Source organism: Burkholderia sp. Bp8998 (assembly GCF_003854235.1).
GTDB lineage: Bacteria > Pseudomonadota > Gammaproteobacteria > Burkholderiales > Burkholderiaceae > Burkholderia.
Window position 1 is genome coordinate 1 of the sequence record NZ_QTQF01000064.1, and the last position, 15,457, is coordinate 15,457.

The following is a 15,457-nucleotide window of genomic DNA, read 5'->3' on the forward strand; positions in this document are numbered from 1 at the left end:
CGAATCGGAGACGCAGGAAGGGCTCGAGCGCATCCAGGCGGACTTCCGCCGCGTGCTGACGGCCGCGAAGCCGGACGTCGAACTGCCGTTCTGACCGGCGCGCACCGCCGTCACGCTCGAGTCACACGCGAGACGCGCGGATCGCGGCCCTCGCGGCACCGAGCGTACGCGCCCATGCCACAAGCGACAACGCCGCGCGTTGAGCACGTAACAGGCCGTTTCGGGCGAGCGCCCCGTTCGGTTTTTCATGGCGCCGGAACAATTTGGAGGAAGAGCATGTCGGGGTATCGCGAATTGAAGGCGCAAGCCGATGAACTGATGAGACGCGTCGAGGAAGCGCGACTGGCCGAACTCGAAACCGTGCTGCAGGAGGTTCGCGCTCGAGTGGCCGAATATGGGTTGACCCGGACGCAGATATTCGGTCGCCAAGGCAGTGCAGGAAGAGCGACGAGAAGAACGGCTACGGTCGTGCCGAAGTATCGCGATCCGGACACCGGGGTGACGTGGAGCGGACGGGGGCGCGAGCCTGCATGGATCAAAGGGAAGCGCCGCGAGCGTTTCCTGATCGAACGCGAGAAAGATTGAACATGCCATCGTGAGGCGCGTCGGCCGGCGCGCGCCGGCTGCGAACGCAGCCGAGTGCGTCGGACCGCACGCATACAATGGGGGCGTCCGTTGGCCGGCGCCTGCCCTGACTTTGGCGGCGCGCAGGCCGATCCACCCGCGACCCTCCAAGGCCAACATGGAAATCAAATGGATCGAGGATTTCCTCGCGCTCGCGCAATACCAGAGTTTTTCCCGCGCGGCTGAATTTCGCAACGTCACGCAGTCGGGCTTCAGCCGCCGCATCCAGTCGCTCGAGCAATGGATCGGCGCCGAACTGATCGACCGCAGCAGCTTTCCGCCAGTGCTGACGCCGGCGGGGCACCTGTTCCGCGAGACGGCCGAGGACGTGCTCAGCCGCCTGTACGACACCCGCGCGATCATCCGCACCGAGCAGCGGATCGCCGGCAAGAGCCTGCAGATCGCCGCCGGCCACACGATCGCGCTGAGCTTCCTGCCGGCCTGGCTCAAGGCGCTCGCGCCGCATTTCGGCGAAGTGCGGGCGCGCGTGATTCCGACGAACGTCCACGACTCGATCCTGATGCTCGTCAACGGCAACTGCGAACTGATGTTTGCGTATCACCATCCCGAACTGCCGCTCCATCTCGATCCGGCGAAGTACGAGCACCTGACCGTGGGCCTCGACACGTTGATGCCGGCATGCCGGCCGAACCAGCGATCGGCGCCCGCGTTCCGCCTGCCCGGCACGAAGCAGCATCCGCTGCCGCTGATTTCCTATACGGAAACCAGCTACTTCGGACGATGTCTCGCGCTGCTGCTCGGCCGCGCACCGGATGCGCCGGCGTTGCGGCTGCACTACGAGTCCGACATGGCCGAAGTGCTGAAGAAGCTCGTGATGGAAGGCGAGGGCGTCGCGTGGCTGCCCCGGAGCGCGATCGCCGCCGAACTGGCGGCCGGCGAACTCGTGCCGGCCGGGCCGGCCGCGTGGAACCTGGACGTCGAGCTGCGCGTGTATCGCGACGGGTCCAATCGCAGCGAATTCCTCGACACGCTCTGGCAGCATCTGCGCGCGGCGCCTGCCCGGCTCGGCTGAGTCAGGGTTTTCCCGCCTTATGCGGGATTCGCATACCACCATGTTGCACCGGCATCACGGCTTTTTTGACCGTCCCTACCATTCGTTCCAACGGCAATTGCGACGCATGACCGGCGTCGCGCGGCCTTCTTCGCAACTCGCCGCCTTCCGGCGGCCGGGTGCCACCCAAGGACGAATGGACATGAAAAATCGCCTTACCCTGAGCATTGCAGTCGGCATGATCCTCGGTGTCGTCGCCGGCTATGCGTGTCATACCAGCATCACGGACCCGGCCACGCTCAAGACGATCGCCGGCTATTTCTCGATCGTCACCGACATCTTCCTGCGCCTGATCAAGATGATCATCGCGCCGCTGGTGTTCGTGACGCTCGTGTCCGGCCTGGCCGGCATGGACAGCGGCGACGACGTCGGCCGCATCGGCCTGCGATCGATCGGGTGGTTCATCTGTGCGTCGCTGATTTCGTTGAGCCTTGGCCTCGTCATGGCCAACGCGCTGCAGCCGGGCGCCGGCCTGAACCTCACGGAGCGCGCCGGCGAGGTCACCACCGGGCTGAACACCGCCGCGCTGAACGCCCGGGACGTGATCACGCATGCATTCCCGACCAGCCTGCTCGACGCGATGGCGCGCAACGACATCCTGCAGATCCTGGTGTTCTCGGTCTTTCTCGGTGTCGGGCTGAGTGCGCTGAAGCACGACAAGCGGGTCGGCGTCGTCATCCAGTCGATCGACGGGATGGTGCCGGTGATGCTGCGCCTGACGAACTACGTGATGCGCGCGGCGCCGCTCGGCGTGTTCGGTGCGATCGCCGCGTCGGTCACGCTGCGCGGGCTCGACGTGATCTACACGTATGGAAAGCTGATCGGCGCGTTCTATCTCGGCCTGCTCGTCCTCTGGGCGATGCTGATCGGCGTCGGCTACGTGTTTCTCGGGCGGCGCGTCGGGAGCCTGCTGAAGGCCGTGCGCGAACCCGCGCTGATCGCGTTCTCGACCGCGAGCAGCGAGGCCGCCTATCCGCGCCTGACCGAGCAGCTCGAGCAGTTCGGCGTCGACAAGAAGGTGGTGGGCTTCACGCTGCCGCTGGGCTACGCGTTCAACCTCGACGGCTCGATGATGTATCAGGCGTTCGCGGCCATCTTCATCGCGCAGGCGTTCGGCGTGCACATGCCGCTGTCGGAGCAGGTGTTCATGCTGCTGGTGCTGATGTTGAGCAGCAAGGGCATGGCGAGCGTGCCGCGCGGCTCGGTGGTCGTGGTCGCGGCGGTCGCGCCGATGTTCCATCTGCCGGTGGCCGGCGTCGCGATGGTCCTGGCCATCGACCAGATCCTCGACATGGGCCGCACGATGACGAACGTGATCGGCAACAGCGTGGCGACGGCGGTGATCGCGAAGTGGGAGAGCCGGCGAGCCGCTAAGTCGCAAGGTGCCGTATTCGACCAGCCGGAGCTGAACGCATGATGCGCACGGATAGCGTGAACGCCCGGCGGAAATTCGGCGTGGTCGGCGGCCTCGGGCCGCTCGGCAGTGCCGACGTGTTCTTCAAGATGGTGAAGGCGACACCGGCGGCGTCCGACGAGGACCACGTCGAGATGATCTTCGAGCAATACCCGTTCAAGGGCTCGGGGTCGGGCAGCGCGGCGACCATCGAACGCAAGCTGTACGTGTTCGACATGATCCGCGCGTTCGAGAAGCGCGGCGTGACGACCGTCGTGCTGCCGTGTTTCCTGAGTCACACGTTCATCGACGAGCTGAAGGCGAATACGCGTCTGCCGATCGTCGATATCGTCGAAGCGGTTCGCAGCCACGTGCGGCGCAAGTATCCCGATGCAACGCGCATCGGCGTGCTGGCGTCCGACTACGTGCGGGACAAGCGGCTCTTCGATGCGTATTTCGCGTCACCGCAGTTCGAGGTTGTCTATCCGCGGCCGCACGACGGAATCGACCTCGTGACCGAAGCCATCTATGGCGCCGACGGCATCAAGCGCGGCAATCTTCGCGGCCGGCCGGTCGAGTTGTTGCGCCGTGCGTGCGAGGACCTGGCCGACCAGGGTGTGCAGGTCATCGTCCCCGCGCTGACCGAGATTGCGCTGGTCGCGGATGAAATCGGCCCGCAGCGCGTGCCGCTCGTGGATTCGAACCTCGCGTATGCGCAGTACGCGATGACCGGGCAGCCGGGTTCGAACGCGGCGACGTTCAAGATCGGCGTGGTCGGCGGCGTCGGGCCGGCCGCGACGGTCGATTTCCTGGACAAGATCGTGCGCAACACGCCGGCGTCGCGCGATCAGGACCATATCAAGCTGCTGGTCGAACAGAATCCGCAGATTCCCGATCGCACCGAGAACCTGGTGGGTGCGGGCGCGGATCCGACGATCTCGTTGTACGCGACCTGCAAGAAGCTCGAGGACGGCGATGCCGACGTCATCGCGATCCCGTGCAACACCGCGCACGCGTTCGTCGAACGGATCCAGACGTACCTCGGCGTTCCGATCGTCAACATGCTGACCGTCACGGTCGGCTACCTGCGCGATACCTATCCGGCGCTGCGCGAGGTCGGCGTGCTGGCGACATCCGGCACGATCGAAAGCGGGGTCTATAAAAAGGCGCTGGAATCGCAGGGACTGCGGCAAGTGGCGCCGGGGCCGGCGTTGCAGGCGCGCGTGATGGAAGCGATCTATGGGAAGCAGGGCGTCAAGGCGGGCTTCACGACCGGACAGTGCGAGGAAGATATCGGCGCCGCGATCGAGGCGCTGATTGCGGAGGGCGTGAGCGTGATCGTGCTCGGCTGTACCGAACTGCCGATCCTGCTGCCGGGCGGCGAATATGTCGCGCGGAACGGGGGGCGGGCGACGCTCGTCGATCCGACCGATGTGCTCGCCCGCACGTGCATTGCGTATGCGACGGCGGGTGGCGGCTGAGCCTGCTGCTGCCGGCGGTGGACGGCCGTGGATCGTGTCGCTCCGCCTGCTCGTAGAAAACTGTATGAATATACAGTGTAGTATCCGTCGAACTCGAGCGGCGCGGGCATGACCCGCGCGGCACGTGCGCCGCGCCTGCGGGCATCCGCCGCAGCGTTCCGGCACCGTGATTCCGGCTAACTCATTCAGACGGGCAGGCAAATTGTCATCCAGCAATCTGATCCGCATTCGCGGAGCACGTCAGCACAACCTCAAGAACCTCGATCTCGACCTGCGCACCGGCGAAATGACGGTCGTCACCGGCCCGTCCGGCTCCGGCAAGTCGAGCCTCGTGTTCGACACGCTGTACGCGGAAGGCCAGCGGCGCTACGTCGAGACGTTCAGCGCGTATGCGCGGCAGTTCCTCGACCGGATGGACCGCCCGCAGGTCGAGCGCGTCGACGGCGTGCCGCCCGCGATCGCGATCGACCAGACCAACCCGGTGCGCAGCTCGCGCTCGACCGTCGGCACGATGACCGAGCTCAACGATCACCTGAAGCTGCTGTACGCGCGCGCGGCCGAGCTGTTCGACCGCCAGACCGCGCGGCAGGTGCGGCATGACACGCCCGAGACGATCTATGCGGAACTCGTCGAGCGCACGCGCGCCGACGATCCGCGCGTCGTCGTCACGTTCCCGGTCGAGCTGCCGGAAAGCGCATCCGAGGACGAAGTCGCGCAGTGGCTGTCCGCGAGCGGCTACACGCGCGTGCAGGCGCAGCGCGAAGTCGCGTCGCCCACCGGCCCGCGCAAGCTGCTCGACGTGGTGGCCGATCGCTTCCGCGTGCAGCAGGCCGACAAGGTGCGCGTGGTCGAGGCGATCGAGGCGTCGCTGAAGCGCGGCGGCGGCCGCGTGAACGTCTACGTGCTCGCGCCCGAAGCGGAAAACGCGCTGGCCGAGCCGCAGGTGTGGCGTTTCTCCACCGGGCTGCACGATCCGGACAGCGACCTGCGCTACGCGGAGCCGCAGGCGGCGATGTTCTCGTTCAACTCGGCATACGGCGCGTGCGAGACCTGCCGCGGCTTCGGCCGCGTGATCGGCGTCGATCTCGGCCTCGTGATCCCCGACGCGCGCAAGACGCTGCGCGGCGGCGCGATCAAGCCGATGCAGACACCGGCCTGGAAGGAGTGCCAGGACGACCTGATGCGCTACGCGGCGAAGGCCGACATCCGCCGCGACACGCCGTGGTCCGACCTGACCGACGCCGAGCGCGACTGGGTGATCAACGGCTCGCCGGACTGGAACGGCAAGTGGCAGAGCCAGTGGTACGGCGTGAAACGCTTCTTCGGCTACCTCGAATCGAAAGCGTACAAGATGCATATCCGCGTGCTGCTGTCGAAGTACCGCAGCTACACGCCGTGCGAGGTCTGCGGCGGCGCGCGCCTGAAGACGGAATCGCTGCAGTGGCGGCTCGGCTCGAAGGCGAACGCCGATGCGGTGCTCGCGCCGGCCGATCGCTTCATGCCGCGCGGCGTCGACTGGACGCGCGCGCAGCTCGAGGCGCTGCCGGGCCTGACGGTGCACGACCTGATGCTGCTGCCGATCGAGCGCATCCGCCGTTTCTTCGACGACGTGAGCCTGCCGAGCGCGCTGCTCGACGATGCGCTGAAGCTGCTGCTCGCCGAGGTGCGCACGCGCCTGAAATACCTGTGCGACGTGGGGCTCGGCTACCTGACGCTCGACCGGCAGAGCCGCACGCTGTCGGGCGGCGAGGTGCAGCGGATCAACCTGACCACCGCGCTCGGCACGTCGCTCACGAAAACGCTGTTCGTGCTCGACGAGCCGAGCATCGGGCTGCATCCGCGCGACCTCACGCGAATCGTCGAGGCGATGCAGCGGCTGCGCGACGCGGGCAATACGCTGGTCGTCGTCGAGCACGATCCGTCGGTGATGCTCGCGGCCGACCGGCTGATCGACATGGGCCCGGGCCCCGGCGAGCGCGGCGGCACGATCGTCTACGACGGCACGCCGGGCGACATCCACGCCGCGCATACGCTGACGGGCGAGTATCTCGGCGGCCGCAAGCACGTCGCGCATGCGTCGAACTGGGCGCGCCGCCCGGTCGACGCGAACACGCCGCGCATCGTGCTCGAAGGCGCGACCGAGCACAACCTGCGCGACGTGACGGTCGAGATTCCGCTGCAGCGGCTCGTCTGCGTGACGGGCGTGTCGGGATCCGGCAAGTCGACGCTGCTGCAGGACGTGCTCTATCCGGCGATGGCGCGCCACCACGGCAAGGCGACCGAGTCGCCGGGCGCGTTCCGCCATCTCACGGGCGCCGACCAGGTCGGCGACGTCGTGTTCGTCGATCAGTCGCCGATCGGCAAGACCACGCGATCGAACCCGGCGAGCTACGTCGGCGCGTTCGACGAGATCCGCAAGCTGTTCGCGAAGGCGCCGCTCGCGCTGCAACGCGGCTACGGCGCCGGCACGTTCAGCTTCAACTCGGGCGACGGCCGTTGCCCGACCTGCGGCGGCTCGGGCTTCGAGCACATCGAGATGCAGTTCCTGAGCGACGTCTACCTGCGTTGCCCGGACTGCGACGGCAGCCGCTACCGCGCCGAGATCCTCGAAGTGCGCATCGAGCGCGACGGCCGCGCGCTGAACATCGCCGACGTGCTCGACCTGACCGTCAGCGAAGCGGCCGCGTTCTTCGCGACCGACGCCGAGGTGCTGCGCGTGCTGCAGCCGATCGTCGACGTCGGCCTCGAATACGTGAAGCTCGGCCAGCCGGTGCCGACGCTGTCGGGCGGCGAAGCGCAGCGGCTGAAGCTGGCCGGCTTCCTCGCCGAATCGGCGGCGGCCGCCGGCGGGCGCCGGGTCGCCAGCGAAGAGGCGCGCATCGCACGCGTGAAGCTGTTCATGTTCGACGAGCCCACCACTGGCCTGCACTTCGACGACATCGCGAAGCTGATGCAGGCGTTCGGCAAGCTGCTCGCGGCCGGCCATTCGCTGATCGTGATCGAGCACAACCTCGACGTGATCCGCGCGGCCGACTGGCTGATCGATCTCGGCCCGGAAGGCGGCGACGGCGGCGGCCGCGTGCTGTGCGCGGGCACGCCCGACGACGTGAAGGCCTGCACGGAATCGCATACCGGCGTCGCGCTGCTGCAGTACGACCGCGCGATGGACGGCGAAACCGCGCTGGCCGACGAAGGCGTGCCGCTGCAGGCCGTGCTGAACGCGGCCCGCGAGCGGCGCGCGATCGAAGGCGAGGACGTCGTGCGGATCGTCAACGCGCGCGAGCACAACCTGAAGGCGCTCGACGTCGACATCCCGCACGGCAAGTTCAACGTGATCACCGGCGTGTCGGGTTCCGGCAAGTCGACGCTCGCGTTCGACATCCTGTTCCACGAAGGCCAGCGCCGCTACCTCGAATCGCTGAACGCGTATGCGCGCTCGATCGTGCAGCCCGCCGGGCGGCCGGAAGTCGATGCGGTGTACGGCATTCCGCCGACGGTGGCGATCGAGCAGCGGCTGTCGCGCGGCGGCCGCAAGAGCACGGTCGCGACCACGTCCGAGGTCTGGCACTTCCTGCGGCTGCTGTATGTGAAGCTCGGCCTGCAGCATTGCATCCACGACGGCACGCCGGTCACGTCGCAAACCGTCGAATCGATCGCCGCGCAGCTGCTGCGCGACCATCGCGGCGAGCACGTCGGCTTTCTCGCGCCGCTCGTCGTTAACCGCAAGGGTGTCTATACCGATCTCGCGAAGTGGGCGAAGGCGCGCGGCAGCACGCATCTGCGCGTCGACGGCGAGTTCGTCACGGTCGATCCGTGGCCGAAGCTCGATCGCTTCCGCGAGCACACGATCGAGCTGCCGGTGGCCGACCTCGTCGTGTCGCCGGACAATGAGGCCGAGTTGCGGCGCCGGCTCGACGAGACGCTCGAGCTCGGCAAGGGCGTGATGCACCTGCTCGCGCCGCTCGACGGGCTGCACCACGCGATGCAGAACGATCGTTCGACTGCGCGCGTCGGCGAGGTCAAGGTGCTGTCGGTCAAGCGCGCGTGCCCGGTGTGCGGCACGAGCTACCCGGAACTCGATCCGCGGATGTTCTCGTACAACAGCAAGCACGGCTGGTGCACGACCTGCGTCGGCACGGGCGTCACGCTCACGCGCGAACAGCGCGCCGCGTATGACGACACGGTGCTCGCCGGCGACGATCGCGGCCGCGAGCAAACCTTGCCGTCGGACGAGCAGGAACCGGAAGGCGTCGGCAACGAGCCGTGCCCGGATTGCGGCGGCACGCGCCTGAACCCGTCCGCGCGCGCGGTCACGTTCGATGCGCACCCGATCGTCGAGGTCGCGCAGTGGACGGTGTCCGATACGCGCCGTTGGGTCGACGCACTGGAACTGACGGGCCGCGACGCGCAGATCGCGCGCGACATCGTCAGCGAGATCGGCAGCCGCCTCGCGTTTCTCGAGGAAGTCGGGCTCGGCTACCTGAGCCTCGATCGCGCGGCGCCGAGCCTGTCGGGCGGCGAAGCGCAGCGCATCCGGCTCGCGGCGCAGCTCGGCAGCAACCTGCAGGGCGTGTGCTACGTGCTCGACGAGCCGACGATCGGCCTGCATCCGCGTGACAACCAGATCCTGCTGGACGCGCTGCGCAAGCTCGGCGACAAGGGCAACACGCTCGTCGTCGTCGAGCATGACGAGGACACGATCCGGCGCGCCGATCACATCATCGACGTCGGTCCGGGCGCCGGCAAGCGCGGCGGCACGCTGGTCGCCGAGGGCGCGGTCGCGGATCTGGCCGCCCAGCCGGATTCGGTGACGGGCCGCCTGCTCGCGCAGCCGATGACGCACCCGCTGCAGCCGCGCCGCGCGGTGAGCCTGCCGGGCAAGAAGGGCGCACCGGCGGTGCCGGAGGGCTGGCTGACCGTGCATGGCGCGACGCTGCACAACCTGCGCGACGTCACCGTCGGCATGCCGCTCGCGCGGCTCGTCGCGGTGACGGGCGTCAGCGGCTCGGGCAAGTCGACGCTCGCGCGCGACGTGCTGATGACGAACCTGCTCGACGCGGTCGGCCGCTCGGTGCTGTCGTCGCCGGCCACGCGGCGCGCGCGCAAGGCCGCGCAGCAGGACGCACCGGCCACCAACCGGCGATCGAGCGTGCTCGCACGCAGCGCGCCGCGGCCGTCGCTGAACGTCACGCATGCGTGGCAGGGCTGCGCGTCGCTGAGCGGCTGGGAGCAGATCGACCGCGTGCTCGAAGTCGACCAGACACCGATCGGCAAGACGCCGCGCTCGTGTCCGGCCACCTACATCGGCGTGTGGGACACGATCCGCAAGCTGTTCGCCGATACGCTGGAAGCGCGTGCGCGCGGCTATACGGCATCGCGTTTCTCGTTCAACACCGGCGACGGCCGCTGCCCGGCCTGTGAAGGGCAAGGCGTGCGCACGATCGGGATGAGCTTCCTGCCCGACGTGAAGGTGCCGTGCGACGTGTGCCACGGGCAGCGCTTCAATCCGGAGACGCTCGCGGTCACGTGGCGCGGCCGGAACATCGGCGACGTGCTGACGATGGAGATCGACGAAGCGGTGGAGTTCTTCGCGCCGATCTCGAACATCGCGCATCCGCTGCAGCTGATGAAGGACGTCGGCCTCGGCTACCTGACGCTCGGCCAGCCGTCGCCGACGCTGTCCGGCGGCGAGGCGCAGCGGATCAAGCTCGTGACCGAGCTCACGAAGGTGCGCGACGACATCACGCGGCGCGGCCAGAAGGCGCCGCACACGCTGTACGTGCTCGACGAGCCGACGGTCGGCCTGCACATGGCCGACGTCGCGAAGTTGATCCGCGTGCTGCACCGGCTGGTCGACGGCGGGCATAGCGTCGTCGTGATCGAGCACGACCTCGACGTGATCGCGGAGGCCGACTGGATCATCGATCTCGGTCCGGAGGGCGGCGTGGGCGGCGGCACGATCGTCGCGGCGGCGCCGCCGGAAGGGCTCGCGCAGGTGAAGGCGAGCCATACCGGGCAGGCGCTGAAGCCCGTGCTGGCGCGCACGGCCGCGGCGGACGACGAAGCGGTGAGCCAGGGAGAAGCGCGGGTCGGTTGATCGCGGTGCTTCCCGTGAACGGCCCCGGTGTCGAGCGAGACACCGGGGCCGTTTTTACGTTCGTCCGTGAGGAACCTTGATGAACCTTGAGGAACCGTGAGGCGGCGTGCGAACGGCTCACGTCCCGCTCGTCATTCAAGCCGCCGCACTCATTCGCCCTTGACGCCGATCGTCTCGATGATGGTTTCCAGTTGCGGGCTCATCGGCAGGTTGAGACTCATGCCCGACGGAAGCGGGCGCAGGAACCAGCGCTTGTACTGACGCGTGATCTCGCCATCGATGGCCAGCTCCTCGAAGGTACTCTTCACGACCTGCGCGAGCTGCGGATCGTCCTTGCGGAACATGATGCCGTACGGGTCGTATGACAGGAAATCGCCCACCACGTCGTACTTGCCGCCTTTGCCCGCATTCTCGGCAATCAGGCCGTACAGCAGCACGTCGTCCGTCGCGAATGCATCGGCGCCGCCGTTCGAGACGAGCGCGAAGCCCTGCGCGTGGTCCGGCACCACCTGCAGCTGAATCCCGAGCCTGAACCGCGCGTCCAGGTCGCGCAGCGCCTTCTCGTTGGTCGTGCCGGCCGTCACCGCGACCTTCTTGCCCGCGAGATCGCGGAACGAGCGGATCGGCGAGCCGCGCTTCACCATCACCTTCGTGCCGGCCACGAAGATGATCGGCGAGAACGCCACGCGCTGCTGGCGCTCCAGGTTACTCGTCGTGGAGCCGCATTCCAGATCGACCTTGCCGCTGACCACCGCGTCGATGCGGTTGTCGGCCGTGACCGGCACCCAGCGGATCGTCAGGCTCTTGTTGACCGCATCCTCGATCGACGACACGAGCGCCTTGCAGAGCTCGATCGAATAACCGATCGGCTGGTTGCGCGCATTCAGGTACGAGAACGGTATCGACGCGTCGCGATAGCCGAGCGCGATCGTGCCGCTGCCGCGCACCTTCGCGAGCGTGCCGGTCAGCTGGGTCGGCGCGAACGGCTCGACGCGCGGCGGTGGGGATGGCGCATCTTCCGCGCGCGCGGTTGCGCCCGCGGCAAGCAGGCCGGTGAGCGCGAGCGCACGCCAGAATCGCTGCATCTTCATCGCCGGGCCTCCGTCAGACGTCCGCCGGATGCGCGATCGTCCCTTCCTGCTCCGCTTCGATGCGCGCCAGGTTGGCCTCGGCTTCCGCCTCCGACATCAGCTGGCCTTCCCATTTCGCGACCACGGCGCTCGCGATCGAGTTGCCCACCGCGTTGGTGGCCGAGCGGCCCATGTCGAGGAACGTGTCGACGCCAAGGATGAGCAGCAGCCCGGCCTCGGGCAGCCCGAACTGGTGCAGCGTGGCGGCGATCACGACGAGCGAGGCGCGCGGCACGCCGGCCATCCCCTTCGACGTCAGCATCAGGACCAGCAGCATCGTGATCTGCGTGCCGAGCGACAGGTGGATGTTGTACGCCTGCGCGATGAACAGCGACGCGAACGTGCAGTACATCATCGAGCCGTCGAGGTTGAACGAATAACCCATCGGCATCACGAAGCTCGAGATCTTGCGTCGCACGCCGAACCGGTCGAGCGCATCGAGGATCTTCGGGTAAGCGGCTTCGGAGCTGGCCGTCGCGAACGACAGCATGAACGCTTCCTTGATCAGCACCAGCAGCTTGAACACGCGCGGCCCGAGGAACACCAGCCCGGCGCAGACGAGCAACGTCCAGAGCAGGAACAGGCTGACGTAGAAGTCGCCCATGAACACCGCGAACTTCAGCAGCACCGACAGCCCGTTGACCGCGACGGTCGCGGCCATCGCGGCCAGCACCGCGAGCGGCGCGAGCTTCATCACGTAGCCGGTGATCTTGAGCATCACGTGCGACAGCTGGTCGATCGCGGCCACGAGGATCTTGCCGCGCTCGCCGAGCGCGGCGAGCGCCACGCCGAAGAACATCGAGAACACGACGATCTGCAGGATCTCGTTGTTGCTCATCGCTTCCGCGAACGACTTCGGCACCATGTGACCGACGAAATCCTTCAGCGTGAACTTGGAGGTCGCGAGGTTCGCCGATGCGCCGATGTCCGGCAGCGGCAAGCCGAGGTTGTCGCCGGGGCGCAGCAGGTTCGCCATCAGCAGCCCGAGCAGCAGCGAGATCAGCGACGCGGTGACGAACCAGCCGAACGCCTTCGCGAACACGCGCCCGACCGATGCCGCGTCGCCCATGTGCGCGATGCCGACGACCAGCGTGGAGAACACGAGCGGCCCGATCACCATCTTGATCAGGCGCAGGAACACGTCGGACACGAGCGAGATGTAACCGGCGATCTCGGTCGTAGCCTTCTTGTCAGGAAAGCTCGTGAAGATCATGTAGCCGATCACGATGCCCGCCACCATCGCGATCAGGATCCAGACGGCTGCGGCATTCCTTTTCTGCATCATGCGCCTCCCATGCACCGGTTCTGCAACCGGGGATGGAAGGACAATACAGGACGCGAACGGCGATGAACAGTGCAACCGGGGTCGGGGTTTGCGCTAGCGCCGTGTCGCGACCGATTGTTCACGAGCGATTGCACGGGTAGCGCCGCCTGCCTGCGGCCGGCGCAACCCGATACCCGATTTGTGCGGGACAGCACGATGCCTGTCCGATGGCTCCATTATTGCGATGACCGAAGCGTCGCTACTCGCCCATGTCCTGCGCGAATCGACCGACGATGTTGCCTTGCCGTTCCACCGTGCCGTGCCACGCGTACAACTGCTGGAACCCCGTTTCGCCTCCGTCGGGATAGCGCCGGCTGAACGACATGTTCAACGTGTCGCCTGCCTGGACCTCGATTGGAAACTCGATCGGCAGATAGGCGTGCTTCCAGCTGTCGGACGTCTCGCCCGCGGACACGTCGCCGCCGGAAATGTCCAGCACGGTGCCAGCCGAGAGCACGGCCTTGAAACAGGACTTGAAGCCGGTCAGCAGGCCATTCGTGCGCAGTCCGTAAGACAGCTGGCGCGTGTAGCTGGAAGGCTGATCCCATTTGCCCGCGTAGTGGCACAGTTGTTGCGGTTCGCTCAGGTAAAGCCCGCGCGGGAGAATGCAGTCGTAGTAGAGATTGAAGGGCGAGCGTATGCCCTTTTTCTCGTAGAGCTGCGCGACGTCGTACCGCGGCGTGAGGCTCGACACCGCGCCGGCGCGCAAGTCCTCATGCGCGTGGGGCGCGGCCACGGGCACCAGGAACGACGAGACCGACAGCGGCAGGATGCGTCCGTTCGGCTTCAGGAAGCGGCGGATCGCATCTTCGAGAATCGGCTGGAAATTCTCGTTGTCCGCCATGTTCCCGATGATCTCGGAGATCAGCACATCGGCGGGCGATTCGAGTTCGACGTCATAGGACACCTGATTGAGCGGAACGAAACGTGTGCCGTATCCGGCGTCGTTCATGCGGCGCACCGCCAGGTCGAGAATCTCGGCGTTCATCTCGATGCCGGTCACGCGCGCCGCGCCGGCTTCCAGCGCCCATTGGCTCAGGATGCCCGTTCCGGTCCCGAGATCGACGACGTGATCGCCCGGCCGGACCGCCTCCATGATCGCGTCCCGGTAGGCTTTCATGCGCACCTGATCGTTGAGCATGAGATCGTGGAAGGCGTCGTCCCATCCGAGAAGTGATTCCGAGAAGGGTGTCCACAATTGCTCGGCTACGTATTGCATGCGCTTGTCCTTGTGTCGATGCAGTTGATCGATGCATGTCTGACGTCCAGCGCGCCGCATTCGACCCCCGCGAGCTGCTTGCCGGATTCGAGGCAGAAGACCGAGTGATGAAGCGGGCAGGTGATCGTCTTGCGATGCGTGTTGACGTGTCCGTACTGCAAGCGCCCCGCGCGATGCGGGCAATGGCTGGGAATGTGATATCTGCGCCCGTCGATGTCGACGGCGAAGTGGCCCGTTTCCGCGTAGTGGTCGTGATCCATCGTCATTCGACCGCCACCGGCTCGAGCGACTTCCCGTATTGCCGCGCCTTGGCCACCGCGTCCCTGAAAGCCACGTCCGTCACGTGGCTCATCAGGCGCGCGCCCTGGCACGCTTTCACTACGTTGAGCGTGCCGGTGGCATGCATCGTCGCCAGCAGCTTCTGGCCTTCGACCGCGTGGAAGCCGTCGATGTGCTGGTGCTCGGTGTAGTACGCGTGCGCGGTCACGTTCAGCCGGCGGCACGCCTGTGCGTAGCACTCGAAGAACGCGGGAATGGCCGTCTCGAGGTAGGTGAGCGCGCCGGCGAAATACGATGCATCGTCGGCGCGTAGCGCCAGCCAGAAGAACAGGTTGACGAACTCGAAGCTCGATGCGCCGGCCTTGTCCAGATAGAACGCAAGCTCGGTCGGCATGCCGAGTTCGCGCAGCAGGTTGACATACAGTGTCGTATGCGCGCGCTTGAGGTTGCCCGAACCGAATTCGTCGATCATGATCCGAAGCAGCGGCATCTGCGCTTCGAGGGGCAGGCGAGGCAGCACGTAATAGAAGGCCTGTGCTTCCGTCAATCCGTCGATCGCGAACTCCTGGACGAGGATGCGGAACTCGTCCGGCTGCATTTGTTCGGCGACATAGTCGGCCTCGGGCTGAGCGGCGCTCTGCTCCGCCGCGATCTGCTGCGCGAGCGCGGTCCTCAGTTCGGCCAGGGAAGCAGGCAGCGCGATGTGCGGAAGCTCGCCGAGGCGTCGAGCGATCCATTCGCGCTCGAATGCGTCGACGGCGGGGTCCTGATTCCACGGTGCCTGCAATCTTGCCCGGTTGGAGCGGTAAAGGTCTTTCTGTGTCGGGGGCGGCATGTC

At 66.9% G+C, this 15,457-nt stretch carries 10 protein-coding genes; 5 read left to right on the forward strand and 5 right to left on the reverse strand.

Annotated features, from left to right (window positions below; all coding sequences use genetic code 11):
- The first annotated feature begins 276 nt into the window (after positions 1 to 276).
- The 5 genes from DIE06_RS35210 (at position 277) to uvrA (ending at position 10,667) form a co-directional block, all read left to right on the forward strand.
- Positions 277 to 585: an H-NS family nucleoid-associated regulatory protein gene (locus tag DIE06_RS35210; RefSeq protein WP_124665369.1), complete on the forward strand. Its 309-nt coding sequence runs from the start codon at positions 277 to 279 to the stop codon at positions 583 to 585.
- Between the two features lie 157 nt (positions 586 to 742).
- Positions 743 to 1,657: a LysR substrate-binding domain-containing protein gene (locus DIE06_RS35215; protein ID WP_124665370.1), complete on the forward strand. Its 915-nt coding sequence runs from the start codon at positions 743 to 745 to the stop codon at positions 1,655 to 1,657.
- A 181-nt stretch (positions 1,658 to 1,838) separates the two neighbouring features.
- Positions 1,839 to 3,113 carry a dicarboxylate/amino acid:cation symporter gene (locus tag DIE06_RS35220; RefSeq protein WP_124665371.1) on the forward strand — a complete coding sequence of 425 codons (1,275 nt, stop codon included), beginning with the start codon at positions 1,839 to 1,841 and terminating at the stop codon, positions 3,111 to 3,113.
- Positions 3,110 to 4,570 carry an amino acid racemase gene (locus tag DIE06_RS35225; RefSeq protein ID WP_409364536.1) on the forward strand — a complete coding sequence of 487 codons (1,461 nt, stop codon included), beginning with the start codon at positions 3,110 to 3,112 and terminating at the stop codon, positions 4,568 to 4,570. Before DIE06_RS35220 ends, DIE06_RS35225 begins: the two co-directional genes overlap by 4 nt.
- A 202-nt stretch (positions 4,571 to 4,772) precedes the next feature.
- The gene (gene uvrA / locus DIE06_RS35230) at positions 4,773 to 10,667 is read left to right on the forward strand and encodes an excinuclease ABC subunit UvrA (protein ID WP_124665372.1); all 5,895 of its coding nucleotides are present in this window, start codon (positions 4,773 to 4,775) and stop codon (positions 10,665 to 10,667) included.
- A gap of 149 nt (positions 10,668 to 10,816) precedes the next feature.
- Here the strand turns inward: uvrA and DIE06_RS35235 are convergent, their stop codons facing one another.
- From DIE06_RS35235 to DIE06_RS35255, 5 genes are all read right to left on the reverse strand, one after another.
- Complete coding sequence (locus DIE06_RS35235; RefSeq protein WP_124665373.1) at positions 10,817 to 11,758, reverse strand: amino acid ABC transporter substrate-binding protein; 942 nt, start codon at positions 11,756 to 11,758, stop codon at positions 10,817 to 10,819.
- A 13-nt stretch (positions 11,759 to 11,771) separates the two neighbouring features.
- Positions 11,772 to 13,079, reverse strand: a complete 1,308-nt coding sequence (locus DIE06_RS35240; protein ID WP_124665386.1) for a dicarboxylate/amino acid:cation symporter — start codon at positions 13,077 to 13,079, stop codon at positions 11,772 to 11,774.
- A 241-nt stretch (positions 13,080 to 13,320) separates the two neighbouring features.
- Positions 13,321 to 14,340, reverse strand: coding sequence for a methyltransferase domain-containing protein (locus tag DIE06_RS35245; protein WP_185733558.1), 1,020 nt, complete (start codon positions 14,338 to 14,340; stop codon positions 13,321 to 13,323).
- Positions 14,328 to 14,606 carry a Rieske 2Fe-2S domain-containing protein gene (locus DIE06_RS35250; RefSeq protein WP_221624087.1) on the reverse strand — a complete coding sequence of 93 codons (279 nt, stop codon included), beginning with the start codon at positions 14,604 to 14,606 and terminating at the stop codon, positions 14,328 to 14,330. Before DIE06_RS35250 ends, DIE06_RS35245 begins: the two co-directional genes overlap by 13 nt.
- On the reverse strand, positions 14,603 to 15,454 hold the full coding sequence (locus DIE06_RS35255) for an iron-containing redox enzyme family protein (RefSeq protein WP_124665375.1): 852 nt from the start codon (positions 15,452 to 15,454) through the stop codon (positions 14,603 to 14,605). Before DIE06_RS35255 ends, DIE06_RS35250 begins: the two co-directional genes overlap by 4 nt.
- Positions 15,455 to 15,457: the final 3 nt, after the last annotated feature.